The sequence below is a fragment of the Salinicoccus albus DSM 19776 genome (assembly GCF_000385175.1).
GTDB lineage: Bacteria > Bacillota > Bacilli > Staphylococcales > Salinicoccaceae > Salinicoccus > Salinicoccus albus.
The window spans coordinates 1-21,617 of the sequence record NZ_ARQJ01000027.1 but is presented as its reverse complement, the minus strand read 5'-3'; the positions used below and the strand labels follow the sequence as shown (position 1 = coordinate 21,617).

Sequence of the window (21,617 nt, the reverse complement as noted above, 5' to 3'; positions counted from 1 at the left end):
AATCACCTACTTTATTAAATTTCTTAAATCGTTGATAAACATTGGATAAATTTCATCGCGCGCAGGCCTCATGAATGGTTGTTCAGGCGCGAATCGAGTGCCGTATTCTACATAAGGGGCGTATTCTGAGCCGACGACCACACTGCCCGTAAGCCGTCCTGGCCACAGGTCGACAGTGATCGAACGTTTCATTGCCCCGGTATCAACAGCTGCTTCTCTCTGCGCCTTTGTTTGACCATCCGACGCGCGTTTCTTAATCGCCTTGTTTATCTCGTCTCTGCCCACACGGTTACTTATACTTTTAACCAGTGCATCCGCACCTTGTAATTTTATTTCAGACATCAGACACCACTCACTTCAAATACCGTCTTATGCCGATAGATTCGCCGCAGATCCGATTGGTATTTATCCCCATTGATAATAATGTGGTCGAATGGACCGTCCATCACTTCATTCAGGCGGACCGTCTTGGACCGTTGGCGGATGCCGGCATATAGGACGTTCATACGCTGTAGTCCGGTGTCTGTGACGTTGGCATACTTATCAATGTACTGATCATCAGATGTTTCATAATTCCCAGTATCAGGATTGTATTTTTCTTTACCGATTACTACAAATGTCACTTTATCTGCAGTCCTCATATAAATCGAACAACCCCTTTCTTGGGCGCATCCTCCAGATGTCGATTGATATAATCCACAATGATACTTTCGTAACTCTGGAAGTCATCATCACCGTACGTCACAGAGTGCCCGTCCATGGATTCGGACTCCATACCCTCTGATCCAATCCGGTTGAAGCGCATGATTGTCAATTCATCAACAATATACGTTAATTCATCCGGCACCTCGGTTGTATCGGATAACGATTGTCTTAACCGGTTCAGCAAGCGTTCTTCTGTCCGGTCATAAATCGTTCTCACCCTTTCATCATCTGTGCCAAGTAGCGTGTGTACATATTCGATTGACATGCTAATCACCTACGCTTCTGGATTTTCTAACGCATCCACACGAGCGACAAGGTCATTCCATTGTTGTTCAGTCGGAAAACCGTCTGCACCGTCAGTGCCGGCTGGGCCTTGCTCACCCTGCGGGCCCTGATTGCCATCAGTACCGGCCGGACCTTGTTCGCCAGTATCACCTTTAGGCCCCTTTTCGCCTTGTGGCCCTTGTTCTCCAGTGTCACCTTTAGCGCCTTTTGTGCCCGCCACATCGATCAGGTTGTGAAAATCTTTTTGATTAGGCACTGCGCCGGTTACAAACGTTTGTTTCAACTCATCTTTAGTCGCCATTAATTATCCTCCTATTTTTAAAGTGTCTCCCAAGATTCCCGCGCCAATTGCGGGGGTACTAGGGTGTCTCTTCGCCGCCACCGTTAAACTTAACTACTTTCTGCTCATCGTAAAGGTACGGTGCATAGTGGTGGTCAGCAGTAACTACTGTAGTCCTGCGGACAATATCGCGATCCGTTTCAACCTGTACAGAGCGTTTAGTTACATATTTCAGCGCGCCTGCCTTCACGAGGTATGCCTCACCAGGTTCCAACTTACGGGAACGCACGATTTGAACACCGAGGATATCGCCATAAACGCCATTTAACATGCGTTCAGCACCAAGCTCTGACCCTTGAATAAAGTTGCCTGCCGCGTCGATTCTCAATTTACCTGCGTCAGAGTTTTCCATGACAAGCACAACAGGCTCATCATCTTCATTTTCAAAGACGTCCAGACCGTTCTGTAGGCCTTGAAGTGTCGTGACATCTTCACCCGTTGTTTGTACCGCTGAGCTTAGGACTTGAATGAAATCATCATCGACCTTCTGTGCAATAGACTGTTGAATCTGTCTCGTCGCTTCACCGAGCGGGTCGCCATATCCTGAAAGAATAGACTCATCAGTAATTTCCACACCGTTACCAGCTTTAGCAATTGTGACTTCCTTAGATTCAGTGCCCAACTTATTCAGTGGAATTGATTCACCTTCCTCCACTTGGGACGCATCACCGATATACGTAAATGCTGGCATCTTAAGTGTGCTTCCGGGTTGTCCTTGAAGTGTATTGTCTGTTTGAGCCAATGGTGTAAATCTTATCTTCTTATCAAATTCGTATGCGATCATATCCGCGAGTACTTCGGGATCGATCATATTATTTAGAGTTGTATCTGCCATATTAATTACCTGCCTTTATTAATTGATTGTATTTATCTGGTTCATTTTGTTTGAGCTGAACCTTCTCTGAATAGCTCATATTGCTAAATTCTTCCTGTGACATAGACTTCTCAGATTTATTATTCACCTTCGGGCTCTTGCCACTGAGCGCCTTCTTGACGCCTTCTTCAACTTTGCTGTTTAACAACTCGACAAACGCATTCACAGACTCCTGTGTGGACTCTGCATCATCTTTAACGACGAAGGAAAGGGTTTCCTCATCAGCGTTGATATCATGCTCAGAAAGCATCTTTGAAGCTTCACGGGACAACTGGTAATACTGGTCTTTCTTCTTGTATTCTTCCAGTTGCTTTTCGAGCTGTTCGCGCTCATGCTCTTTCTTCTCTTCCTCATTCATCTGAGCAAGGCGCTTCGCTTCCTCAACTGCTTCCTCTTTTTCTTTGTCCTTCGCTTCCAGATCCTTCTGCCATTTTGCAAACTTCTTGTTAATGATGTCATTCACTTCATCGTCGTCATATTTCTTCTCAGTCTGTTCAGTTTCTTCAGTAACTTCAGTTTCTGTATTTTCTTCTTCAGTCACTTCTGTATCTTTTTCTTCTTCAGCCATATTTATTAACTCCTTCCATATCTTTTATAGCGAATAAATGCTTGCGCTTAATGTCCATAGAGTTTAAAGACGTGCAATGCTTGGTCATAAAAGACAATAAAAAAAGCGCAGTGTAGCGCCATCAAGATACCGCCATTTTCTTACGAGCCATGGCGATCACCTCCCCAGATGTCTAACTGGGATTTCAAATTCAATGCCTCATCTTCTAATTCCTCGCGGCTCAACTCTCTAATGTAATCCTCGTAATCCGCCTCGACTGTGTAAACTTCTGCATACATCTCATACGTGCCTTGATACGCTCCCAAGTCCATCACAGACACCTCCGATTATTTACGCTTACGCGGTCCACTGCGGCCTTGTTTACGTGCGTCCTTTTTAGGACCGGGTTTCTGCTTAGCCATGGAATCACCTCCCTTAATCCACATAGCTGGATATGGCGCAGCGGCAGTGCGGATGTGCAGGAACGGTTGTTGTAAATGATTCAACCATGAATGTCTGCCCGTCTAATTCAGCGCAGATGGGGCAGGCATCCGGTTCCGCGATCCATATATATTTATCTATGCCTGCATCCTTCATTGATTCCCTGGCTGCAATCGTCTGTGCCCGGGCGGTCTCAGTCACTGCAATTCTATCCGCCGCTCGTTTTTTCTTACCATACTCACTGCGCACATTACGCTTAATCTCAGCGGCCGCCTTCCGTGGGTTTTCTCCTCGAATTAGCGCTCGGTTAATTGCATTGTTGATATCTTTCCTTAACTCATCCTGATTGGCCCATATGCGATCACTGAATGTCGCACCGGACACATCAGACAGCGCGGCCGCTTTTGCCATCTGCTTCATTTTAGATTGTGACGGAGCGGACATGCCCAGTATGCCGGCTTGACGTTTATACTCATTAATGGCCTCATCGCTAATATGTGCGCCTGTCATGCGCTCTTCTTGTAAAGCAAGGTCGATAGTCTCAAGGTTAATCCGGGCGTTCAGAAGCTCTTCTCTGTTCGTTCTCATCGTTACATTGTAGCGTCTGAGTTCACGGTTCGCCTTAGGTGTAAAGTCCCTATCCTCAACCATCCGTTCAGCCGTGGACTGGAAAGCTTCCACATCCGTCTTGCTGATAATCTTCTTAGCCTCTGCCTTACTCACCCCTTCAGAGGTCGCCAGTAAAGCAATGTCTGCATCAATATGACGCTGTATATTATCGCTGCTATTACGATAAATGCCGGCTATCTTCCGCTTAAACTTCCGGTCATTCTTCATCTCCTCTTCGATATGCTTGAGCTCCTGTTTCCGTATTTCTGAATAGCTTGGCATTAGTCATCACCCTCTTAACGCATAATAAAAAAGCACTGGATTTATACCAATGCTTTAATATATTCTTTGAATTGTTCTTTTGTATTATCTTTGTTTCCATACTTATTATGAAAATCATCATGACAACTTTTGCAAAGTGTAACTCCATTGCCTACATCAAATCTGCCTTTTTCAGACCAATTCCAACCATCCATATGATGTGCGTTAAGAACTATCCTTTTACCGTTTCCATTTTTATCGCCGCAAACTTGGCAAGTGTAGTTATCTCGCTTGTATACCGAGTTCCGCCAACTTTCAGCTGTCCCTCCACTTAATATATACCTATGTTTTAAGCGTTCTTCATCAGTGAGATGAGGATTAAAGTTATAATGATTCTCCCCCGTCAACCTCTCCCTTGCTCCCTCTCGTTGAATACATCCGCATGATCGAGTTCCACCTGTCGTTAAGTAAGTGGTTATAGTGTTGACTTTGCCGCCACAATCACACCCACATTCCCACAGCGCCCCTTGCCTTCCATTCTTGCCCGTTTTAGTTCCAATTCTTTTTAAAACGATAAGTTTGCCAAATCTTTTACCCGTTAAATCCTTGCCCGTGTTGTTGCTGGCCTTCTCTTTCTGTAGGCATCCACAAGATTTAGTAAGACCTCTGCGCAACAATGTCGTTATTACTTTTACTTTATTGCCACATTCACATTTGCACAACCACATCACTTGATTATGTTTATTCCTACCTGCATCTTTCATTACAGTAAGACGGTTGAAAACACCGCCCGTTAAATCTATTTTAGCTGTCATATCCTCACTCCTCGATTATATTATATCAAGTTGATATCAGCTTTACAATAGGTATACATGAATATATAATAAATTTGAGGTGATAAACAATGGGTGAAATATCAAAAGATAAAGTGAGATACGCTTTAACTTTATCACGTTCTGATAAAACAAAACTTGAACATTGCGCAAAGGATCAAAATCGAAGCCTTAACAACTTAATAGAAACAGTTCTTAAGGATTATCTTCAGGAGGAATATCCTCAGATGGATCGGGATTAACTTCCTGTTCCATTTCATAATCATATTCCGGTAATTTGTTTTCTTCTTCAATTTTATCTATCTCTTTTTGAGTATCCTCGATGATTGAAAGTACACTTAACTGACTTTCCTTACTAACAATTCCTTCAAGCGATTTAGCAACTTCAGCCTCTTCATTTATATTTCTTGGTAAATTACGCGTAAATGTGTATTCAATACCTATCCATTCATCCGATTGTGAGATTGGAACGTTTGTAGGTAAGGCTGTAAAACACTTAAATAGCGAATTAAGCCCGCGCCTAAATTTGCGTTCCTTTGTACCTGCAAGGTTCTGCATAGGCAAAGTCATCTTATCTAATGCTACGCCAGATGATTGAGTGTAAGACTCACCAGATGGATTAAAGCCAATCGTTAGTTTAAATATTTTATCTTCAAGTATATTCAGCAGCTTTTCTTGAGATGCGCTGCCGTCAGGTTTATTAAGAAATTCTACGACTATCTTGCTTGCATCATCCGTACCAAACAAATTGATGATACGGTTGTCTCGTATTTTGTGTGTCCCCTCTTCATCTAACTCAGCGCCTAATATTGCTAGATAAGCATCAGCAAAGTAATCTACATCATTTCCGAGCTCACTTAATGCTTTGTTATATGCGTTTATCATTGATTCAGCAGGCTTTATTAATGATTGCCTTTCATCATTTTCAACAAATGGAATGATGGGAACAATTGGATAATAATGCCTTTGTCGTTCTTCCCAATTTTCACCGAATCCTATAATCTCATCTTGAGTGAACAGCGTTCCGACCAGCCTGTTCTCATTGTTGTATTTATACCTGACACCATACTTCACATTGTTTTCTATCGTGTCATCATAAATAACAAACATGTCAAACGGATCATTATGAATGACTCTTGTTTGTGATTTCTCATCCTGCCATACATATAAATAACCGACACCATACAATGATGTTATTTTACTCAACTCTGAAAACACGTCACCAAAGTCGTTGATTATCCAGAAATTATTTATTGCTTCGTCTACCGTCTCATTCTCATGTGTAACTTTTGGCGCAACACCACTGTAAAACCCGTTGAACGTATCAATAAGCTTCTTCCCAAAGTTAGAAACAATCCTGTTATCTGGCTTGTACCTTTCCTTTGATGGCATCCTTAGTATCGGCGGCTCTGATTTATATTGATTCCTTAATTGTTTATATCTATAGACTTCTGATTGATGGGCGTTGATGTACTCTCTGAGCTCATTGAATGTAATTTCATCACCATCATGTATAAACATTGTTTCTTCGTCATTGGTAAGCATTATAACCCTCCTCATAAACCGTGTTGGAATAATTTAAGCTGTGTTTTCTTTGACGTCTCCCTGAGCAGGCTCGCAAGACTGTCCGGTGCGTCATCATGTTCAGCATTTTCTGTGTAGTCCAGTATCTGATTGATATATTCTCTATTTGTGTCATTAATAAATATAATGCGGTCCCAGTTCTCCCTGAGATAAGTCGATATCTTAATGTATTTATTCATTTTCTCGTGGTAAGTCTTTGCCGGACGTTTGATCTTCTTGCTGAGATACCCTTTGTCCGCGTTGGTCTCAGTGAAGAGTGTACCGGCTCTGTATTGCATCCGCTTGTGTTCGAAGATATCCAGTACATCATCAATGTGACTGCTTCTCAGGTCTCCATAAACGTATATGTGCCCGTCGTCATGTTCTTTGAGGACGGTGAACGCTGTTCCATCCTCGCCGCCGTATGAAGCGTCTATGTGTGCTGCACCGTCATATATCTTATCCGTGTTCGTACCATCATCAATAATCGGTGAGGTAAACATAGAATCCACATCAGCAATGTGCTTAAGCTCATAGTTTGCCGCGAACAAGGACGGGCTCATTGAACCGCGTATTTGTTGCAATTCATCATCTGTGATCAATCCGGTCGAATAGCAGTCATACTGTTGGACATTAGGCATCAATGTAAATGCATCTTCCTTGTGCCACGGTGTCCCTGTGTTAATAAAGCGTCCGCCTCTGTTCTTGATATTCTGCAATTCTTGATATGTGTACTTGGTCCGCTCCCTATGTGCCTTACTAATCCGGTCATCTATATTGATGATGTCATCTGTGATTACAATGTCTGCGTGCTTACCCGTGAGTGATGCCTTAGAGCCCACACCAATCAGTTGTGCCGTCCCTCGTGATGTTGCTTTGAGATTCGTATCTATCTCATACGCTGATTCCTTCTCCAAAATAACCGGTTGGTTATAAAGAACCAGCGATAACGATTGGTATATCTCTGATTGCAATAACTTAGCCGTTTGTGTGAGTATCTCTTTGACATCATCGTCTGCCTTACGTAAAAAGATGATATTTTCTTTCGGATAAATAACAGTCATCAACGCCATTGCTATAGACAAGCAGGTAGTCTTGTATGATCCACGGTGGGCCTGCAGAGTTAAATCATCTCTAGACAATAAAAAAGACTTGATCCACTCATTATGAATGGGTTTCAAGTCCTCGAATCCTGATTCTATACCAAACGCAATCGGTTGTTCTTTGACAAGGTCGAGCCACTGCCGTTCTTGGCTAGCGATCATCCTTATCACCTCGTAGGTACTTATTAATAACATCCGACTTAACATTCATATCCAATTGACCATTAAGTTCTGTCTCCTGTTTATCTATCGGTTTGAAGCCTGCACGGTCCATGAAATCTTTGGCGGCGGACAAACGGACATGCTCAGGTGCTTCATCGTTTTCCATTATGTTGAACATAATTTTCCGTGCTTCCACTGCATCTCTTGAAAATTGTTGACGTAATGAAGCCTCTGATTCCTCTTTGAATTCCTTTACTAACTCTTGTATCTCCACATTCTTTAACAGCCGTGAGCCCTGTGAGTGCGCCGTTTTTTTAGAATATCCAGCCGCCGCTGCCGCCTTTGTTCTATTGCCGCTCTGCCAATACTCCCAAGCAAATTTTTTCTGTCTATCTGTCAAATTATCCATTTGTCCACCACCCTTCCTATATAATTAAAAACAGGCATCGACTCCGACCTCAATAATAATTATGTGCCTGTCGATACCTCTGTTTAAGTAATAGAAAGACACCCACATGAGTGAGTGCCTGAAATATAAATAGGGGTTACTATTTATGGATTCTATTCGATAATACAATTATATCCCCTAAAAACCGTGACGTGCCAACATTGGCATGTCTTTTTTTACATCAATGTATACCCGGTATAATCCGCTAACCGTTTTAGCATCGACTCCCGCATATTCAAAGTCTTTGTCCTTCCGACAGTAACATCTGGCTTCTCAATCCGCTGCGCCTCACTCTCAATCACTGCCGCAATATCATCCCACTCAGTGATAATGGGGTTTGCCTTGCGATACCTGTACTCATATATAATATGCTCATACTCAGAGAGCGACTGTATAAACTTAGGCGTATTGCATACAATACTGTACAGCGTCTGATACTGTAAGTCTTTTTCCCACTTGATGACCTTTTGCTCAACCGTCGATGTATTACTCCCCGCCTTAATTGTCCGCGGGTCCTGCTGGTCACTATTATTCTTGTGGTCCGGTATATTTTCGGACTGTGTGTACTCCAGTTCCATTTCCCGGAAGCGTAAGAGTTTCTTGTATTTTTCATGATTAATCAGCATGTCTTCCAACTTCTCTATATCCGCTTTATGCATTGAGTTACCTCCGTAAAATATTATTTAATTTGTCATATGCATTACTGCACCAATTGACGAAAGGATTCCAAATATATTCTCCGAAAGTTTGCGGTAAATATTTGACCATTAGCAAACCTCCGATTACACCGATTATAATTACTAATAAAGTTGTCATATTGAGTTACCTCCCTAAGTCCCGTATGATTTTCTTATGTTCAGCAATCAATTTATCACTTTCTTTATTTATCAATTCCTTATTCAATTGAGAGAAGGTATCGAGCGTTACTTCTATGAGATGTTTTCTTTCTATAGATGTATAGTGTTCAAAGAGTCTATCCATATCTATAATGTCCACAGTTGATTTTAGCTGTTCTTTGAGCAATTGTTTTTCGTTCATGTTATTTACCTCCCCAGTTAATTATAAATCCGCCTGCTTGACGAATACGCCATTACGCATAGATCCAGTCCTGCCTTTAATCTCGTCATAAGCCATCTGCAGGCACTCCTCTAACGTCATGCCATTCTGTTGCGCTAATATGATTAGAGTGACGACAACGTCTCCTATGCCGTCCCTTAGCATATCTTCGTTAGAGCGCGCAAGAGCAGCGGCAACTTCCCCAACTTCCTCGACTACTTTTGTAAACTGTTTACTTGAATCTGCTTCATGTAAATTCTTATCTTTCGACCATTGTTCTACCTGTTTAATTAGCTCATCCATTTTAAATCTACCGCCCTCTCTCATTATTAGGTTCTATGACTTCATGAACCGTTGAAACAATCACAGAATAGATTAATTTAACCCCCGCATTATCAATCAATTCCATGAAGTCATCATGATTAATGACCATTCTTATATATTTAATCTTTTTTTCTCTTTCCTCATCCGTCATACCTACACCCCAAATATCCATAATATTGCTCTAGTAGCCAGTGCGACAATGACAAGCATAATTGATGTGGCAATCACATAAGCCATTAGATTTGTAAATTTATTATTCATAATATTCCTCCTATTAAAATGGCACCCGTTGCGCCTTTACAATCTCGAGCGCATCTTTCTCCGAAAATCCGCTTTTGACCAATTGGTTATAATGCTCTCTTTGGTACTGCGCTTTCTTGGGTAGTAGTTCCAAAAGACTCGGAAAGTAGTAATCTAATTTATCTATCGACTCATAAAAGTTTTTGGCTTCTTCATTACTCATGGTTATTTATCCTCCTATTTCCGATACTTAAATATATTTTTGATTTCGTCTGCGCACAGCAATATTACAAGTATTGATGCAGCAATGAGTAAACAGACAGCAATGTACGATAGTATGATTAAGCCAGTCATAAACGGTCACCTTCTTCCAAGTCAAACACTTTTTTTAGTGATAAAGTACGCACTCTTTCTATCTCGTCTGCAAATTGATTTGATGCTTCATCATTTTCCTTAAAACCTTTCCACTTATAATCATCGAATAATTGCATTAATAAATCGTCTGCTAAATTAAACGCTTCGGCTTTCTTATACGCTTCATCCAATTCTTGTTGAATAGGATTGTCAAATTGACGTTCAGGAGATAAATAAACCCTTATAGCTTCTTCTAAATCTTCTTTATATCTATAACTCATTCCACTTCCTCCTTCAATAGTTCTTCTTCTACGTATTTGTCACCGCATAGCGCGCAGGTAAAGAAATAATAAATCCCGTTTATATCTTTTGAAATAGTGACGTCAACACAAGCGCCGCAAATTTCGCACATACGACCAATCTTTCCCTCGTTTACAGGCGCCTCATACGTATTCTCACGGGGATTGACGTCCACCAATACGATATTCTCTCCTGTTGCCTTCGATTGGTACCTCTCGTAAGGTTCGTCGTCATACGTGTAAGATACTTCTCTTATTTCTCCTGTGCCGAACATGCCGAGATCGATAATGTTGACCCATTCATATCTGTCCAGGCAATAAGCTTGGAATTTATAAGTCATTCGCTCACTCCCTATATAATATTTTGCTGCTCTCCCAATCATCATCAGTGCTAATAATTATACGTTCACCATTCTCATGAATGAATTTCACCTGTCTTTCAGGGTTCTCCCTATCGATCCCGTGTATGCCTTCAGCGTTCTCAGTCCTCGGCCTGCTGTCCCAATTCTGATCAGATCTGAAGTTATTCGCTCGGCTCGCTCTATTCAAAGCAGCCGTCAAATCTCTTTTCTCAGACTCCAGTTGTTCGATCTGCTCACTCCTTTTTAAGTCTCGAAATATATGACGGCGTTGCAATTTTCGTAACATAAAATACTTCTTCGCAATCCTCGATTTCACAAATCATCGGGACGGTTTCGCCGTAATCTGCGTTTCTCAGTTGAACTAACCCCTCAAAATCAAATTGCGTTCTATGGCAATGCGGACACTTCGGGATACCATTTTCAATCATTCCTGCCCACTCTCCTCCGCTCTAAATCCGCCATCCCAATTCTGGTCGGGACGAAAATTATATTGTTGCCTATAGAGTTTCAACTCATCTTCCAGATTCTCAATCACCTGACTGGCCTGATTCAGCGCCTCTGTTTTCTTCAGACTCTCGTCCCTGAGTTTACTGATAGTGTCTGCCTGACGGTCTATCCTGTCCACACAGTTGCCGTTACATTTAGTTTTGTAGATCATTTATAATCAGCTCCTTAATTCACTGTTGAATACATCTCATCAGCATTCATGGATAATACAAAAGAATCTTTCATCGTCCATTCGTCATAAATTGTTACCGATACCGAATGCACATCTAATGACTGCCATATTGCTTTCTTTCGCTTCCACATGATGCGTTTGATTCGCTGAATCGTATCGTCTACCTGGTTTTGATTAAATGCATCGTCGTATGGTTCGACTGTAATATATGCTGTGTGATTTTCAATCTTATCCACATGGAGTGATTTGAGTATGCAGTTGCCTTTGCACTTACAATTCAAAATACCGTGCAATGTATCTTGTAAATAGCCGTTCATCCATTCACCTGCTCCCATAAATAGTCGGTAAACTCATTGTGCATCCCCTGCAGCGTCTGAATGTCATACATCCGCTTGAATGTTTCCACATGACCACCGATCCAGACAATGAACTCATACATATTAACTTCGGTGTGATCTACTGCATTTTTGTAATCCAGGAACGCCTGGAACCGGGATTGGTAGTCAAAAAGTGATAACTGCTCCATTTAAAACAACTCCATCTGCCCAAGCTCTGAATCATCAATCAGGCCTAATCTGGCCTTATATCCGTCGAATTCCGTAAAATCCAACGTCACATCCGCATAATGGATTAAATTTTTATAGTAAGTAACTGCCACCGTGCCATTGCGCTTGATAAAGTCCGCCTCGCCCACACAATTGCGTCGATGGTCATATAAATATTTCTTCATTCGCCTATCTCCCTTTCTGTGAGAAAATTAAATTCCTTAAGATATTCCGGGAATGCATCCGGGCTGAGTATTATATCCGTCTGATACGTCTTATCGTTGAATCTCAGGCCATACTCATTCTCATTCTTCATGAAATGTATGGTGCCGATGCAGTCGCCCGTTGCGTCATAAATGTTTTTAGTTTTCATTCGTCCACACCGCCTAACAGATGACTGTGCTGATGGATGTTGCCTAAACGTTCAATGTTTATTGACGGTCTTTCATAAACTGCTAAAGGAATGAATCCATGCTCTTTATCCCTGATTCCGAAAGCACCTTTATGATAAGTTACAATGTGCTGCACTGGTTTTGGGATATAATCGAGGTTGAGAATGATATCCCCTTCGTAAATCTCCACACCGTTTTTATCTTTAAGTCCGGTGTACTGCATGATTTCATAATCATTTGATTCAAGACCGTTAACTAATCCATTTTTAAATACCAGCATCGGCCAATCGTGCGATACTCCCAGTGAAACGACTTCAAGCATTTCTTTGTTTTCGTTGTCATATACTCTGAATTTAATCTCCCTCATTCACATACACTCCTTACCACTTTTTAAAGTAACTTTTATACAAATCCGCCACATATTCACTCGGCTGCCATTTAACTGTATCCTTACTCACTCTGTAAACCTTCTCATCCGCTTTGTGTGCTTCATAATAACTATTCTGGGGTTTAGGTGCGTGATTGAAATTAAGTAGCTTAGAATTCATTTAAACACCCTCTCATTTTATTCATACGAATCATCCACCCGCTCCAGTTTACTCCGCCCACGATCTGCCGCCGGATAGGTGTACCAAATCGCCGTACTGTACTTGAGCCCTGTTTGAGCCACAATCTCATCAATGGTGCCAAACATTACTAGCGCGTCTCCTCTGTAGTACGCAAACTCTGCCTCGATCACCTCGCCCGTAAATTCGATCGCCTGGCGGGACTCCCGGCCGTGTTTGGTGTTCGAAGCCAACACCCGCGCGCTTTTTGGGGTGATCCCCATATGTTCCGCGATCTCGTCGATGGTGCCGCGCATGATAAATGCGTCGTCATAGTAGTATTCATAGATTTTTCTCCGTAGGCTGCTGTCTCTAGCCACTTACTTAACCTCCTCAATATTGATTTGGTATTCCTTCGCTCTGCGCAGTAGCAGGTCATTGAGCTTGATGTTAAATCGCTTAAACCTTCGGATCATCCACACCGTTTCGTCCCGGGTAAAATACTGTGCTTCCGGCGGCGCTTTCGGCGGTGTCGGCCGGACTTTGGGTGTAGTAATCGCCTCGTATTTCGTCATCCCGCGCCTCAACCGCTGATACATTGCGTCGATGCTGATACCGTGCTTTTTCGCTTCCGCTTTATCCTGAGCGGTCAGTAGCGGGTTGCAGGCGGCCACTGAGGGGTGGAAGCCTTGTTCAATTCGTTTTTCGTAAAGATTCATTCTGATTCTCCTTCCAAAGACTCTATTTTTAGATGCACATAATCCTTTTCGCCGTATAATTTTCTAGCCTGTATTTCTGATATTTGAAGATCATCGCCATAGCATATTTTATTGCACCCATCGGTTATCGACTTCACAAGATTGTCGATGTCACCTTTTGATCTCGGTCTCAAACGTCCATCACTGTCTGTGATAGCTTTAATTTGTTTTTTGGTATATGACTTAGGGATTTGGTAATAAAAGTCCACAGACACCCTTAATTGCTCTTGTAATGGCTCTAAACGGTTTCTAGCCATATATGAGCGCGCTGTCCACTTAACAATTGACTTATAATCCATGTAGCGCTGCGCATTCTTTTTTACAAATTTTCCGCGTTGTGTCATCCGCTGCGCCGGCACAGGCTTACCATCAATTTCAAACTCTATAATTCCGATAACCTCCATTCTTCCATCGTATTTTCCAGTTTGTGATAAATGTCTTCTTTGTAATTCAGCCGCGGCAGATGATTCTGCTTGCGGTAGTACTCGGCCACCCGGTAGAGGGCCGCAGGGGTGTAAATGTCTCTGTACGTCTCATAAAAGGTCTGCACATCCGCTGATAAATTCAAATCCTCTTTACCGACCAGGTAATAAATCACATTTTCATAAATCGTATTCATGCGTATCAGTGATTCGCCGTATCTTTCTTTCTCCGCCATCTGATTGCTTGTTTTCATTGCGTTTAAAAACTCAAATATTGTCATCAATAAATCCTCTGAATGTTTTTATAAAAATCAAGCGTCGCTGTGCCAATCTCGCCATCTTTATTTTTGGTAACGATCACTTCCAATGGACTAGGGGCGCCGGGTTTATATTCTTCCGGCGGATTGTAATAATCATCTCGGTAGAGCATCGTAATCATACTTGCGTCTTGCTCTAACTGCCCAGACTCCCTGAGGTCACTCATCATTGGGCGTTTATCATTCCTGGATTCTACACCCCGGTTCAGCTGAGCAATCGGGATTAACGTGATGTGCGGGAATTCCTGAGTGATGATTTTCAATTCCCTGGATATATGAGACGTTTCCTCATACTTACTCTTGTGTTGGATATCGGACTTCATCAACTGCATATAGTCAATGATGATGAAGCAGTGTTTGTCTTCCGGCATATTGTGCGCCGCCCGTCGGATCATGTTCGGTGTGACTTCAGACTGCTCGACAATGTTTAAATTTTTGTTAAACAAAATGTGAATCGCATCCATCACCTTATCGACCTCGTCGCTACTCATCAGGCGCTTCGGCTCCTTAAATTTGTATAATCCTACTCTGGATAAAGCGGACAACGCCCGCTGTGTAATATTCTTGACTGAGGATTCAATTGAGTAAAAGAGGACCTCTGCGCCGTTATTTGCCAGGTTCTGCCCTAATTCAAGGGCAAAGGCACTTTTGCCTATACTGGGCCGGGCAGCGACAATATTTAACTGTTGCCGCTCAAACCCGCCGATGATTTCATCTAAACGGTCAAAGCCCGTTTTGATAATGTTCCTATGCTTTTCTGTATGCAGGTCGTCCATAATTTCAGTGAGTACGTTAAACTTCTCGTCGCCATCGCCTAAATTGAGCTTATTAAGCCTCAAAATTTGATTGCTTAGCTCAATCTGCTTATCCGTTGATTGCTCCTGTTGATAATCATTAATCGCTTTATCAACTTCCCGTTCGACGTATTTTGTGAGTACATACCGCTGATCGCTCAGGTGCTCGGACTCGCTTCCGGACGCCACCCCGTAATTGATGAGGTCATGGATAAATTGCACGTCTCCATACTTGTCGGCATCCTGTATTGATGCCGTCATCAATTTCTCTTTGTCAAAACCCTCATCATTCATTATTTTTTCGACGATTGCTTGTTTACGAGGATCCCAGAACCAATCCGGTTCCAGTTTCAACTGCTTCTTTAGCTCTGGGTACTGCAGGGTGCGGGCAATGACCTGCGTCTCGTGATGAGACACATCATCAAGAATCGGGTCGCTCGTATACATCTTTACGCATCCTTTCCTGCATTTCTTTTAGTTGCTCGAATTTTTGTTCTCGTTCAGCCCGCTTTTCCGGGTCTGCCATTTCAGCCTCTACTCGCTCCCGATCCGCCTTAATAGTCATGTCCACCTGTTCATGAGGGACATGTTTTTTAACAAACACATCCGCTAACGCAGGGGGGAATGATGAATCAGCGGTATATTGCTTAACCTTCTGCACCGTTTTTCGGTAGTCACCTTCACACAAGCGATCAATCCATATTTGATTAAAGTTTTCCATCTTATTTTTATTAAAATTCGGGTAAAAAGCGTATAACAACTCCATAATTTCAACTGCTTCCGTTTTATTCATATTTATCTCCTTTCTCAAAATCAATTTGTTTTTTAATATCGGCCATAGGATCTGTAGTCCCGCTTTTGAATAAGTCTTCTGCCTCTTGGGCTTCAAATTCGTCCATAAATCTTTCTTGATTTAAAAAAGTTGCGGGGAACGGCTGATATTGTTTATCTTTCACGGTTGTTAGGAATTTCTCAGTCCCTTTTTTAATATCTTCATAACTGTGTTTTTTTAGTGCACTATTGAACGCTTTCTCTGCTTTCGGCCTTGCTTTCTTCTTTCCGTAAAAGTTGTACCATTCTTCAAAGAGAGCACTATTATTATTCTTTACATTCTCCCCATTCTTTACATTCTTGTTTGTGTTATTCTGTTGTTCATCTGTTGTTATTCTGTTGTTATTCTGTTGTTCATCTGTTGTTATTCTGTTGTTATGATTTTCTTCTTCATTTTGATAAAAGCCCCAATTAACAATGGTTATGACGGAAAATTTGTTGTTAGAGTTTATAACCAAACTTTCGACTTCATCGAGCATCTTCATATAAGACCAAACGGTGCTTTCTTTCATGTTTAGTTCTTCGCTCGCTTTCTTCCTCCCAAAGACAAATTGACCAGGATTTAATTCAATAACTTTCTGTCCGACGATTTGCTTATGCTTCTTATGTGAGGCTTTCATCAAGCAATACATGAATATTTTAAATAATTTCTCGTTATCAAAAATTGAACTATCTATCATCTGCCTGTGTATTTTCAGCCAGCCAGACATATAATCACCTCACTTTTAACTGACTGATTTTATATTAAAACGGCAGCTGATCTTCGCTGACATCTACGCTGTTATCAGAATTTGAAAATGGATTGCTCTCTGTCTTATTTGCAGCGGTTTGTGAGCCGCTTGTTTTTCCGCCTTGGGGGTTAGCCCCTTGAGACTGATTTGAGCCCTTAGAATCCAGGAATTCAAGCCTGTTGGCGTTTATTTTCGTGACCTCTCGATTATTGCCCTCTTTGTCCTGAAATTTATCGACTTTGAGAGAACCGGTGACACCAATTTTTGAGCCCTTGGAACAGTACTGATTTAGAAGTTCTGCGGTTTTTGCCCACGCTTCGACACGTATAAAATGCGTGGTATCCCTTTTAAAATCATCCTTAACCGCTAGGTTGATGTTTGTCACAACCGTATCTCCCGCCTGCCTTAATTCGATATCTGTTGCTATGTTTCCATTCAGTGCTACTAAATTCATGCTTATTCCCTCCTAGTTAATGAGAAAGGGGGTTTACTCCCCTTCTCCTTCTGCTGGTACGTCTGCGATATACTCAGGCATATCAACAAAACTGTCTTCATCGGGTGTCACATCTTTAATATCTTTGCCTGTGCCTTCATCGTGTGCCACTGCCTGCTGCATTTCGACCGATACCGGCAGGTACTTCCACATATGCCTAATCACTGTTTTCTTTGCCATCTCTTCGTAATCTGTGGCCCATGGAGAATAATTGCTGTTGCCCGCCTTACTTCTTGAACGGCGTTTATCAATATCTGATTTCGGCATGTACTCGAATTGATAGCCGCCATCTTTGAAATGCGCCACTGCATAAGCGCCTTTAAACGCCCCTCTCTCGTCTTCTGAAGGCTTATGTTTCAAATCGGCATGTAAGCCCAGCTCATACTCAAATTCATCATTTTCATAGACTGCATGGGCATAAATGGTGGATATATGGCCAGATCTACGAGCCAGATCAATCATCCCTTTGTAGCCGATGATAAAAGTGACTTCCGTTGTGCCCTTCTTGTTATTTTTAAATGGCAGGAAGTAACAATGCCCCATGGGTCCTGGCTCCAGACCGAGCTGTGCGGATTGCATCACTGCACCAAGCAGGCTAGCGACATCCGCCTCTTTCAATTGCGGGGTCGTTCTGATGACCGTTGTGGCCATGCGGGTCATTCTTTCAACACTCATGTGTTTAGGGAGCGCTTGTGCCATCGCTGGTGCCATTTGGTCAATGTAGTCGCCGATTGTTTTCGGTTTATTACCGTTTGATACTTCATTCTTTTGATTTGTTGCCACCTGATTTTTTAGAGATTCGTTTGTACTCATTATTGTTCCTCCTTGATTTCTTTAATTCTTAATACACGCGTTTCTGTTTCTTTGTAATAGTCTTTGATGAGGTCGGCCTGTTCTTCTTTTAATCGCTTGTTGTCCAAAGATCTCCTTATCTGCGGTTTCCAAGTCACTAGATAATTTGATGTTTTACCAGCAATGTTGTGGCCGAGCTGTTCTTTTAATTGGTTTTCATACTTCGTCTGCAGTGCTTTCGTCTCTTTGATGTCTTTCTTGCAGGCTTCAATTCCTTTAAGCAGTGTGTCTTCCTTCTCGCTGAGCGCAATCTCTGCGTCATCGATGTCTGAATACATATGATTGAGAAATTCACTGGTCGCCTGACTGCCATCAATTTCAGGGATCACGCCAGATTGAATATTGTTCTCCCAGAAGTCCTTTTCAGTTTCGATTAGGATGTTGATCAGTTCTTCATCCCGTTCGATTTCCTTCCAGATAAATGTGTTTCCACCTAGCAGAACCGCAATATATGCTTTTTCAAAACCGGTGACCGCCATGTAATGCTGCACCTGACATAGATACTGCGCCGGTATTTCATCGCCTTCCCATTGGTCCTTGTTGTACTGTGACGTGGTCTTACATTCCAGCAGCGCCTTTTCTCCGACAACGACACGATCCAGATTGGCAATCATGAAATCATGGTCTGGATGCCTGAGCATCCGATTATCACGCCTCACTTTCTTGCCCGTACGATGCTCAAACTCTTTGGCAACGACATCCTCGAGCACATTGCCCCAGTAGATATATTCATTATCAATATCCTGTTTCAGTTCTGGATTTGTTTTTTCAAAGAATAACTGTGTTTTGGATTTCCACTTATTCACCCCAAGTATTGTGCCGCTATCTGAACCACCAATGCCGGACTGTCTTTCCTGTAGCCACTCATCATGGGATAATTGTTTAATGTTGATGTGTTGCACCATTATTGAGCCCTCCTATGTTATAATTGAGTTGTATATTTTCTTATTCGTCCTGATTGCCGTCAGGACGTTTTTATATTTCGTCTTCCACTTTGATGTTTTCAAAGTAACTGCTGCCATAATTCAAGTCTTTCTCTGCCTGCTTGATCTGATACTCGATCAGGTCATTATTCTCTTCTGCGCTTGCGCCGTCTTCCATATGGACAACAATCTCAGCGGTTATCATTCGTTTTACACGGACTTCTGTCGTGCTGCGATGTGGGCCGGGTGCGCCATTCATATGAACAACTCCTTACTGATATATTCCTTTTGATTCCGTTTCGCTGATACAACGTACAAAGCAATTAGAGAGACTGTGACGATTCCAAATACGAGTTTCATCGTTCATTCCTCCAATTCACCAACTCTCTTGCCAGCTCAACACTCAGCAAGGTGAGCAGTATGATTACGCCGATGGCGATTTGATACGGGGTGATGATCCCGGCAACTGTGAGTATCAGTGCAGCACCAAATAGTCCAGATAAAATGTATGGCATAGCATTCACCTTCTGTATTCATCCATGATTTTTTCTAATGCTTGGCGCCCTTCTTTGCGTTTGATGAATATTTTTCGATCTACTTGAGATACATACTGTTTAAAATGGGCATCCCATAAAATATGCTCTCTGAGAAATGACTCCGTAATCCCGGTATCCTTCGCAAAATCTTTCACAGATAGGTACATTCGTTCATCTTTCTCTGCCTGCTGTGGCTTTATTTGCTCCGCTGCCCGCATAAACATATTCATCAACTGCTCTTCATTCTCTGCAACAAACATCGCCATCGTTATATCCTCCTTTGCATCTTGAGCCGTCTGTCTCTGTTTTGGTTCAACGTTTGGGGCTTTAAGAATTCATAGTCCTCGGACAACTTGTTCAGAAAGCCTTGGCCTTCAAACAGCACGTCTTGCAGTTCTGATACCAACATGGATATATGTTCTTTTTCGTCTGGGGTTAAATACTCCGGCCGCTTGTCTAATCGATTGCTGGAAAGTGCATCCACAAATTCCTGTATTTCTTCTTTGATGCGATATTTAAAGCTCATGCGGTGGTCGTCATACACTTGATTAGATGGTGTTGGGGTTGTGTATCCTTTGGTCATTTCATACGCCATATCATTGAGTAAATGAGCATCTGGCACGCTGTTAAAGCCGGCTTCATACATCGACAGCGTGACGTTTCTCCGGTCATTTTCAATGTGACTGATGTTTGCCTTGTCCGTGTGCATCATGTTTGCTAAATCCTGCTGTGTGGCGCCTGTACGTTTGCGATAATCGATAATTGCTCCTCTCATAAGTTGGCCTCCTGTATATTTTTTGTTATTGAATATAGTCATGATTTACTCGTATACTTTGTGTAGAGTTAATCAGTCGCATAATTGATAACTCACTTGATGTCCGGGGTGTTGGTCGCACCCTGGCATCATTCCTCAAAAAGAGCGATGCTCTTTCCTCTTTGAGTTTCATTGCTCTATTACTTTGCTAAAATGTCGAAGTTTTCTCCGATTAATTCTTCGATATTCTCGAAGAATTCAACGAGCCATTCTTCTTTAGTAAGCTCTTTCTTTTTTGATTCACGATTCTGATTAGTAATCGTTACGGTAACTTTGGCAATATTGTCATTTCGAACATCTGCGCAAGTTTGCATTACTTCATTAAGAGTTTTTATTTGTTCTGAATTAAGCATTTAAGCGCCCTCCACTTCTTTGAAATCTACGCCGTACTTGATTGCCATCTTTTGAATGACGGAAATATAAATTTCAATTAGTCTCGGCTCTTCTCCAATTACATCCAACTTTGAAATCTTCTGAACTCCAGTTTTAGCTGATCCATTCGCTAAGGCTTTAGCTTTCCTGTTGTTAACGCGTTGATCCAACTTGCAACGCCCTTTTGTTTCCAGATGTTGATAAGCTTCTGTTCTGATGTCTTTGTGATAAGTTCCGCCACCAAGGGTTTGAGCAATGCGGTTCAGAACTTTGTTTGTATCGTTTCTCCAGTCTTTTGTTTCAATGGCAACGATGTCTCTGATGCTTTGTATATCCGATTTGACTTTCTGTACTTCTTCTCTGCTTTCCTTTTGAACACTAAACATCATTTCCAGTGCTTCCATTGGCGAAGATGGTACTTGGTATTGTTTCGATTTGATGTGATTCTCCATCTTGTGAAATTGATCAACATACATTGCGGTGAAAAGGATGCCTTTTTCTCCAGTCATTTTGTTAGCAACCATGTCGCAACCCTTTTTAGTGAGCAGGTAATGCTTGTACATTTTTCCGGTTCCAGCTTGATAAGAACTTTCTACGAAAAAATCATCAGAACGCAGATTTGCGTTTTGTAAAATTGCGCTTTTATAGTTTTCAATATCTCTTAATAGATCCGCGTGTCTCTTTTCTGTCATTACCGCTACGTCTCTACTATCTGTATAAAGTTCTCCATTCTGTTCAAATACTTGCAATTGCTCCATTTGATACTTCCTTTCTTTTGGTATAATCTTCCTTATAGGAGGGAGGTGA

Annotated in this window: 43 protein-coding genes; all 43 read right to left on the bottom strand. The window is 41.9% G+C overall.

Going from position 1 to position 21,617, the window contains the following annotated elements; genetic code table 11:
* Window positions 1-6: 6 nt before the first annotated feature.
* Window positions 7-342 (bottom strand): HK97-gp10 family putative phage morphogenesis protein, encoded by a 336-nt coding sequence (locus G343_RS15000; protein ID WP_020007406.1) that lies wholly within the window; start codon window positions 340-342, stop codon window positions 7-9.
* Window positions 342-641, bottom strand: a complete 300-nt coding sequence (locus tag G343_RS14440) for a hypothetical protein (RefSeq protein ID WP_020007405.1) — start codon at window positions 639-641, stop codon at window positions 342-344. The genes G343_RS15000 and G343_RS14440 overlap by 1 nt, the downstream gene beginning before the upstream one ends.
* A complete protein-coding gene (locus tag G343_RS0106955; RefSeq protein WP_020007404.1) occupies window positions 638-970 on the bottom strand; it encodes a phage head-tail connector protein in 333 nt (110 codons plus the stop codon). The genes G343_RS14440 and G343_RS0106955 overlap by 4 nt, the downstream gene beginning before the upstream one ends.
* A gap of 9 nt (window positions 971-979) precedes the next feature.
* Window positions 980-1,291: a collagen-like protein gene (locus tag G343_RS15830; RefSeq protein ID WP_020007403.1), complete on the bottom strand. Its 312-nt coding sequence runs from the start codon at window positions 1,289-1,291 to the stop codon at window positions 980-982.
* 58 nt (window positions 1,292-1,349) lie between these two features.
* Complete coding sequence (locus G343_RS0106940; RefSeq protein ID WP_020007402.1) at window positions 1,350-2,165, bottom strand: N4-gp56 family major capsid protein; 816 nt, start codon at window positions 2,163-2,165, stop codon at window positions 1,350-1,352.
* Between the two features lies 1 nt (window position 2,166).
* The gene (locus tag G343_RS14430) at window positions 2,167-2,772 is read right to left on the bottom strand and encodes a DUF4355 domain-containing protein (protein ID WP_020007401.1); all 606 of its coding nucleotides are present in this window, start codon (window positions 2,770-2,772) and stop codon (window positions 2,167-2,169) included.
* A gap of 140 nt (window positions 2,773-2,912) precedes the next feature.
* Window positions 2,913-3,083: a hypothetical protein gene (locus G343_RS15390; RefSeq protein WP_020007400.1), complete on the bottom strand. Its 171-nt coding sequence runs from the start codon at window positions 3,081-3,083 to the stop codon at window positions 2,913-2,915.
* Window positions 3,084-3,186: 103 nt separating this feature from the next.
* Window positions 3,187-4,083, bottom strand: coding sequence for a minor capsid protein (locus tag G343_RS0106925; RefSeq protein ID WP_020007399.1), 897 nt, complete (start codon window positions 4,081-4,083; stop codon window positions 3,187-3,189).
* A 41-nt stretch (window positions 4,084-4,124) separates the two neighbouring features.
* Window positions 4,125-4,877 carry an HNH endonuclease gene (locus G343_RS14990; RefSeq protein ID WP_020007398.1) on the bottom strand — a complete coding sequence of 251 codons (753 nt, stop codon included), beginning with the start codon at window positions 4,875-4,877 and terminating at the stop codon, window positions 4,125-4,127.
* A 213-nt stretch (window positions 4,878-5,090) separates the two neighbouring features.
* Window positions 5,091-6,440 carry a phage portal protein gene (locus tag G343_RS14410; protein WP_020007397.1) on the bottom strand — a complete coding sequence of 450 codons (1,350 nt, stop codon included), beginning with the start codon at window positions 6,438-6,440 and terminating at the stop codon, window positions 5,091-5,093.
* Between the two features lie 11 nt (window positions 6,441-6,451).
* On the bottom strand, window positions 6,452-7,723 hold the full coding sequence (locus G343_RS0106905) for a hypothetical protein (RefSeq protein WP_020007396.1): 1,272 nt from the start codon (window positions 7,721-7,723) through the stop codon (window positions 6,452-6,454).
* On the bottom strand, window positions 7,713-8,132 hold the full coding sequence (locus tag G343_RS14405) for a terminase small subunit (protein WP_020007395.1): 420 nt from the start codon (window positions 8,130-8,132) through the stop codon (window positions 7,713-7,715). The genes G343_RS0106905 and G343_RS14405 overlap by 11 nt, the downstream gene beginning before the upstream one ends.
* 215 nt (window positions 8,133-8,347) lie before the next feature.
* Complete coding sequence (locus G343_RS0106895) at window positions 8,348-8,830, bottom strand: hypothetical protein (RefSeq protein WP_020007394.1); 483 nt, start codon at window positions 8,828-8,830, stop codon at window positions 8,348-8,350.
* 163 nt (window positions 8,831-8,993) lie between these two features.
* On the bottom strand, window positions 8,994-9,209 hold the full coding sequence (locus G343_RS0106885; protein WP_020007392.1) for a hypothetical protein: 216 nt from the start codon (window positions 9,207-9,209) through the stop codon (window positions 8,994-8,996).
* A gap of 21 nt (window positions 9,210-9,230) precedes the next feature.
* Entirely contained in the window at window positions 9,231-9,530 is a 300-nt protein-coding gene (locus tag G343_RS0106880; protein ID WP_020007391.1) for a MazG-like family protein, read from the bottom strand.
* A 7-nt stretch (window positions 9,531-9,537) separates the two neighbouring features.
* Window positions 9,538-9,702 (bottom strand): hypothetical protein, encoded by a 165-nt coding sequence (locus tag G343_RS15385; RefSeq protein ID WP_020007390.1) that lies wholly within the window; start codon window positions 9,700-9,702, stop codon window positions 9,538-9,540.
* A gap of 123 nt (window positions 9,703-9,825) precedes the next feature.
* On the bottom strand, window positions 9,826-10,014 hold the full coding sequence (locus tag G343_RS0106865) for a hypothetical protein (protein WP_020007388.1): 189 nt from the start codon (window positions 10,012-10,014) through the stop codon (window positions 9,826-9,828).
* 127 nt (window positions 10,015-10,141) lie between these two features.
* On the bottom strand, window positions 10,142-10,426 hold the full coding sequence (locus G343_RS0106855) for a hypothetical protein (protein WP_020007387.1): 285 nt from the start codon (window positions 10,424-10,426) through the stop codon (window positions 10,142-10,144).
* Window positions 10,423-10,785 (bottom strand): hypothetical protein, encoded by a 363-nt coding sequence (locus tag G343_RS0106850; RefSeq protein WP_020007386.1) that lies wholly within the window; start codon window positions 10,783-10,785, stop codon window positions 10,423-10,425. The genes G343_RS0106855 and G343_RS0106850 overlap by 4 nt, the downstream gene beginning before the upstream one ends.
* A 4-nt stretch (window positions 10,786-10,789) precedes the next feature.
* Window positions 10,790-11,092 carry a hypothetical protein gene (locus G343_RS0106845; RefSeq protein WP_020007385.1) on the bottom strand — a complete coding sequence of 101 codons (303 nt, stop codon included), beginning with the start codon at window positions 11,090-11,092 and terminating at the stop codon, window positions 10,790-10,792.
* 138 nt (window positions 11,093-11,230) lie between these two features.
* Window positions 11,231-11,464 carry a hypothetical protein gene (locus G343_RS0106840; protein WP_020007384.1) on the bottom strand — a complete coding sequence of 78 codons (234 nt, stop codon included), beginning with the start codon at window positions 11,462-11,464 and terminating at the stop codon, window positions 11,231-11,233.
* Between the two features lie 14 nt (window positions 11,465-11,478).
* On the bottom strand, window positions 11,479-11,802 hold the full coding sequence (locus G343_RS0106835; protein WP_020007383.1) for a hypothetical protein: 324 nt from the start codon (window positions 11,800-11,802) through the stop codon (window positions 11,479-11,481).
* A complete protein-coding gene (locus G343_RS0106830; protein WP_020007382.1) occupies window positions 11,799-12,011 on the bottom strand; it encodes a hypothetical protein in 213 nt (70 codons plus the stop codon). Before G343_RS0106830 ends, G343_RS0106835 begins: the two co-directional genes overlap by 4 nt.
* A complete protein-coding gene (locus G343_RS0106825) occupies window positions 12,012-12,215 on the bottom strand; it encodes a hypothetical protein (RefSeq protein ID WP_020007381.1) in 204 nt (67 codons plus the stop codon). It lies immediately after the preceding gene.
* On the bottom strand, window positions 12,212-12,403 hold the full coding sequence (locus tag G343_RS0106820; RefSeq protein ID WP_020007380.1) for a hypothetical protein: 192 nt from the start codon (window positions 12,401-12,403) through the stop codon (window positions 12,212-12,214). Before G343_RS0106820 ends, G343_RS0106825 begins: the two co-directional genes overlap by 4 nt.
* A complete protein-coding gene (locus tag G343_RS14400) occupies window positions 12,400-12,789 on the bottom strand; it encodes a YopX family protein (protein WP_020007379.1) in 390 nt (129 codons plus the stop codon). Before G343_RS14400 ends, G343_RS0106820 begins: the two co-directional genes overlap by 4 nt.
* Before the next feature lie 13 nt (window positions 12,790-12,802).
* On the bottom strand, window positions 12,803-12,970 hold the full coding sequence (locus G343_RS15380) for a hypothetical protein (RefSeq protein WP_020007378.1): 168 nt from the start codon (window positions 12,968-12,970) through the stop codon (window positions 12,803-12,805).
* 17 nt (window positions 12,971-12,987) lie between these two features.
* Window positions 12,988-13,347, bottom strand: coding sequence for a hypothetical protein (locus tag G343_RS0106800; RefSeq protein WP_020007377.1), 360 nt, complete (start codon window positions 13,345-13,347; stop codon window positions 12,988-12,990).
* Window positions 13,348-13,686: a hypothetical protein gene (locus G343_RS14395; RefSeq protein ID WP_020007376.1), complete on the bottom strand. Its 339-nt coding sequence runs from the start codon at window positions 13,684-13,686 to the stop codon at window positions 13,348-13,350.
* Window positions 13,683-14,129: a RusA family crossover junction endodeoxyribonuclease gene (locus G343_RS0106790; RefSeq protein WP_020007375.1), complete on the bottom strand. Its 447-nt coding sequence runs from the start codon at window positions 14,127-14,129 to the stop codon at window positions 13,683-13,685. Before G343_RS0106790 ends, G343_RS14395 begins: the two co-directional genes overlap by 4 nt.
* The gene (locus tag G343_RS0106785) at window positions 14,108-14,428 is read right to left on the bottom strand and encodes a hypothetical protein (RefSeq protein WP_020007374.1); all 321 of its coding nucleotides are present in this window, start codon (window positions 14,426-14,428) and stop codon (window positions 14,108-14,110) included. Before G343_RS0106785 ends, G343_RS0106790 begins: the two co-directional genes overlap by 22 nt.
* Entirely contained in the window at window positions 14,428-15,705 is a 1,278-nt protein-coding gene (locus G343_RS14985) for a DnaB-like helicase C-terminal domain-containing protein (RefSeq protein WP_020007373.1), read from the bottom strand. Before G343_RS14985 ends, G343_RS0106785 begins: the two co-directional genes overlap by 1 nt.
* A complete protein-coding gene (locus G343_RS0106775; protein WP_020007372.1) occupies window positions 15,680-16,051 on the bottom strand; it encodes a replicative helicase loader/inhibitor in 372 nt (123 codons plus the stop codon). The genes G343_RS14985 and G343_RS0106775 overlap by 26 nt, the downstream gene beginning before the upstream one ends.
* A complete protein-coding gene (locus tag G343_RS14980) occupies window positions 16,044-16,799 on the bottom strand; it encodes a hypothetical protein (RefSeq protein WP_020007371.1) in 756 nt (251 codons plus the stop codon). The genes G343_RS0106775 and G343_RS14980 overlap by 8 nt, the downstream gene beginning before the upstream one ends.
* Before the next feature lie 34 nt (window positions 16,800-16,833).
* On the bottom strand, window positions 16,834-17,274 hold the full coding sequence (locus G343_RS0106765) for a single-stranded DNA-binding protein (protein ID WP_020007370.1): 441 nt from the start codon (window positions 17,272-17,274) through the stop codon (window positions 16,834-16,836).
* Between the two features lie 33 nt (window positions 17,275-17,307).
* A complete protein-coding gene (gene recT, locus G343_RS0106760; protein ID WP_020007369.1) occupies window positions 17,308-18,126 on the bottom strand; it encodes a recombination protein RecT in 819 nt (272 codons plus the stop codon).
* Window positions 18,126-19,070 (bottom strand): YqaJ viral recombinase family nuclease, encoded by a 945-nt coding sequence (locus G343_RS0106755; RefSeq protein ID WP_020007368.1) that lies wholly within the window; start codon window positions 19,068-19,070, stop codon window positions 18,126-18,128. Before G343_RS0106755 ends, recT begins: the two co-directional genes overlap by 1 nt.
* Window positions 19,071-19,140: 70 nt before the next feature.
* Window positions 19,141-19,347 carry a hypothetical protein gene (locus tag G343_RS0106750; protein WP_020007367.1) on the bottom strand — a complete coding sequence of 69 codons (207 nt, stop codon included), beginning with the start codon at window positions 19,345-19,347 and terminating at the stop codon, window positions 19,141-19,143.
* A 97-nt stretch (window positions 19,348-19,444) separates the two neighbouring features.
* The gene (locus G343_RS15375; protein ID WP_020007365.1) at window positions 19,445-19,603 is read right to left on the bottom strand and encodes a hypothetical protein; all 159 of its coding nucleotides are present in this window, start codon (window positions 19,601-19,603) and stop codon (window positions 19,445-19,447) included.
* A 5-nt stretch (window positions 19,604-19,608) separates the two neighbouring features.
* Complete coding sequence (locus tag G343_RS0106735) at window positions 19,609-19,890, bottom strand: hypothetical protein (protein WP_020007364.1); 282 nt, start codon at window positions 19,888-19,890, stop codon at window positions 19,609-19,611.
* A 2-nt stretch (window positions 19,891-19,892) separates the two neighbouring features.
* On the bottom strand, window positions 19,893-20,399 hold the full coding sequence (locus G343_RS0106730) for a helix-turn-helix transcriptional regulator (RefSeq protein WP_020007363.1): 507 nt from the start codon (window positions 20,397-20,399) through the stop codon (window positions 19,893-19,895).
* A 179-nt stretch (window positions 20,400-20,578) separates the two neighbouring features.
* Window positions 20,579-20,791, bottom strand: a complete 213-nt coding sequence (locus G343_RS0106725; protein ID WP_020007362.1) for a hypothetical protein — start codon at window positions 20,789-20,791, stop codon at window positions 20,579-20,581.
* Window positions 20,792-21,617: Rha family transcriptional regulator (locus G343_RS0106720; RefSeq protein ID WP_020007361.1), on the bottom strand; the 826-nt coding region annotated here is incomplete at its 5' end. It lies immediately after the preceding gene.

Excerpts from the sequence above, each read along its gene's own strand:
- G343_RS0106925 (WP_020007399.1), bottom strand. The coding sequence starts at position 4,083 with ATGCCAAGCTATTCAGAAATACGGAAACAGGAGCTCAAGCATATCGAA.
- G343_RS0106940 (WP_020007402.1), bottom strand. The coding sequence starts at position 2,165 with ATGGCAGATACAACTCTAAATAATATGATCGATCCCGAAGTACTCGCG.
- G343_RS0106865 (WP_020007388.1), bottom strand. The coding sequence starts at position 10,014 with ATGAGTAATGAAGAAGCCAAAAACTTTTATGAGTCGATAGATAAATTA.
- G343_RS15390 (WP_020007400.1), bottom strand. The coding sequence starts at position 3,083 with ATGGACTTGGGAGCGTATCAAGGCACGTATGAGATGTATGCAGAAGTT.
- G343_RS15375 (WP_020007365.1), bottom strand. The coding sequence starts at position 19,603 with ATGCCATACATTTTATCTGGACTATTTGGTGCTGCACTGATACTCACA.
- G343_RS0106730 (WP_020007363.1), bottom strand. The coding sequence starts at position 20,399 with ATGAGAGGAGCAATTATCGATTATCGCAAACGTACAGGCGCCACACAG.
- G343_RS14410 (WP_020007397.1), bottom strand. The coding sequence starts at position 6,440 with ATGCTTACCAATGACGAAGAAACAATGTTTATACATGATGGTGATGAA.
- G343_RS0106725 (WP_020007362.1), bottom strand. The coding sequence starts at position 20,791 with ATGCTTAATTCAGAACAAATAAAAACTCTTAATGAAGTAATGCAAACT.
- G343_RS14980 (WP_020007371.1), bottom strand. The coding sequence starts at position 16,799 with ATGTCTGGCTGGCTGAAAATACACAGGCAGATGATAGATAGTTCAATT.
- G343_RS14405 (WP_020007395.1), bottom strand. The coding sequence starts at position 8,132 with ATGGATAATTTGACAGATAGACAGAAAAAATTTGCTTGGGAGTATTGG.
- recT (WP_020007369.1), bottom strand. The coding sequence starts at position 18,126 with ATGAGTACAAACGAATCTCTAAAAAATCAGGTGGCAACAAATCAAAAG.
- G343_RS0106955 (WP_020007404.1), bottom strand. The coding sequence starts at position 970 with ATGTCAATCGAATATGTACACACGCTACTTGGCACAGATGATGAAAGG.
- G343_RS0106885 (WP_020007392.1), bottom strand. The coding sequence starts at position 9,209 with ATGAACGAAAAACAATTGCTCAAAGAACAGCTAAAATCAACTGTGGAC.
- G343_RS0106825 (WP_020007381.1), bottom strand. The coding sequence starts at position 12,215 with ATGAAGAAATATTTATATGACCATCGACGCAATTGTGTGGGCGAGGCG.
- G343_RS0106775 (WP_020007372.1), bottom strand. The coding sequence starts at position 16,051 with ATGAATAAAACGGAAGCAGTTGAAATTATGGAGTTGTTATACGCTTTT.
- G343_RS0106850 (WP_020007386.1), bottom strand. The coding sequence starts at position 10,785 with ATGACTTATAAATTCCAAGCTTATTGCCTGGACAGATATGAATGGGTC.
- G343_RS14400 (WP_020007379.1), bottom strand. The coding sequence starts at position 12,789 with ATGAGGGAGATTAAATTCAGAGTATATGACAACGAAAACAAAGAAATG.
- G343_RS15380 (WP_020007378.1), bottom strand. The coding sequence starts at position 12,970 with ATGAATTCTAAGCTACTTAATTTCAATCACGCACCTAAACCCCAGAAT.
- G343_RS15000 (WP_020007406.1), bottom strand. The coding sequence starts at position 342 with ATGTCTGAAATAAAATTACAAGGTGCGGATGCACTGGTTAAAAGTATA.
- G343_RS0106765 (WP_020007370.1), bottom strand. The coding sequence starts at position 17,274 with ATGAATTTAGTAGCACTGAATGGAAACATAGCAACAGATATCGAATTA.
- G343_RS0106820 (WP_020007380.1), bottom strand. The coding sequence starts at position 12,403 with ATGAAAACTAAAAACATTTATGACGCAACGGGCGACTGCATCGGCACC.
- G343_RS0106855 (WP_020007387.1), bottom strand. The coding sequence starts at position 10,426 with ATGAGTTATAGATATAAAGAAGATTTAGAAGAAGCTATAAGGGTTTAT.
- G343_RS0106840 (WP_020007384.1), bottom strand. The coding sequence starts at position 11,464 with ATGATCTACAAAACTAAATGTAACGGCAACTGTGTGGACAGGATAGAC.
- G343_RS15385 (WP_020007390.1), bottom strand. The coding sequence starts at position 9,702 with ATGACGGATGAGGAAAGAGAAAAAAAGATTAAATATATAAGAATGGTC.
- G343_RS14440 (WP_020007405.1), bottom strand. The coding sequence starts at position 641 with ATGAGGACTGCAGATAAAGTGACATTTGTAGTAATCGGTAAAGAAAAA.
- G343_RS14430 (WP_020007401.1), bottom strand. The coding sequence starts at position 2,772 with ATGGCTGAAGAAGAAAAAGATACAGAAGTGACTGAAGAAGAAAATACA.
- G343_RS0106835 (WP_020007383.1), bottom strand. The coding sequence starts at position 11,802 with ATGAACGGCTATTTACAAGATACATTGCACGGTATTTTGAATTGTAAG.
- G343_RS0106845 (WP_020007385.1), bottom strand. The coding sequence starts at position 11,092 with ATGTTACGAAAATTGCAACGCCGTCATATATTTCGAGACTTAAAAAGG.
- G343_RS0106785 (WP_020007374.1), bottom strand. The coding sequence starts at position 14,428 with ATGACAATATTTGAGTTTTTAAACGCAATGAAAACAAGCAATCAGATG.
- G343_RS14990 (WP_020007398.1), bottom strand. The coding sequence starts at position 4,877 with ATGACAGCTAAAATAGATTTAACGGGCGGTGTTTTCAACCGTCTTACT.
- G343_RS0106880 (WP_020007391.1), bottom strand. The coding sequence starts at position 9,530 with ATGGATGAGCTAATTAAACAGGTAGAACAATGGTCGAAAGATAAGAAT.
- G343_RS14395 (WP_020007376.1), bottom strand. The coding sequence starts at position 13,686 with ATGAATCTTTACGAAAAACGAATTGAACAAGGCTTCCACCCCTCAGTG.
- G343_RS0106735 (WP_020007364.1), bottom strand. The coding sequence starts at position 19,890 with ATGGCGATGTTTGTTGCAGAGAATGAAGAGCAGTTGATGAATATGTTT.
- G343_RS0106830 (WP_020007382.1), bottom strand. The coding sequence starts at position 12,011 with ATGGAGCAGTTATCACTTTTTGACTACCAATCCCGGTTCCAGGCGTTC.
- G343_RS0106790 (WP_020007375.1), bottom strand. The coding sequence starts at position 14,129 with ATGGAGGTTATCGGAATTATAGAGTTTGAAATTGATGGTAAGCCTGTG.
- G343_RS0106905 (WP_020007396.1), bottom strand. The coding sequence starts at position 7,723 with ATGATCGCTAGCCAAGAACGGCAGTGGCTCGACCTTGTCAAAGAACAA.
- G343_RS0106755 (WP_020007368.1), bottom strand. The coding sequence starts at position 19,070 with ATGGTGCAACACATCAACATTAAACAATTATCCCATGATGAGTGGCTA.
- G343_RS0106895 (WP_020007394.1), bottom strand. The coding sequence starts at position 8,830 with ATGCATAAAGCGGATATAGAGAAGTTGGAAGACATGCTGATTAATCAT.
- G343_RS0106750 (WP_020007367.1), bottom strand. The coding sequence starts at position 19,347 with ATGAATGGCGCACCCGGCCCACATCGCAGCACGACAGAAGTCCGTGTA.
- G343_RS15830 (WP_020007403.1), bottom strand. The coding sequence starts at position 1,291 with ATGGCGACTAAAGATGAGTTGAAACAAACGTTTGTAACCGGCGCAGTG.
- G343_RS14985 (WP_020007373.1), bottom strand. The coding sequence starts at position 15,705 with ATGTATACGAGCGACCCGATTCTTGATGATGTGTCTCATCACGAGACG.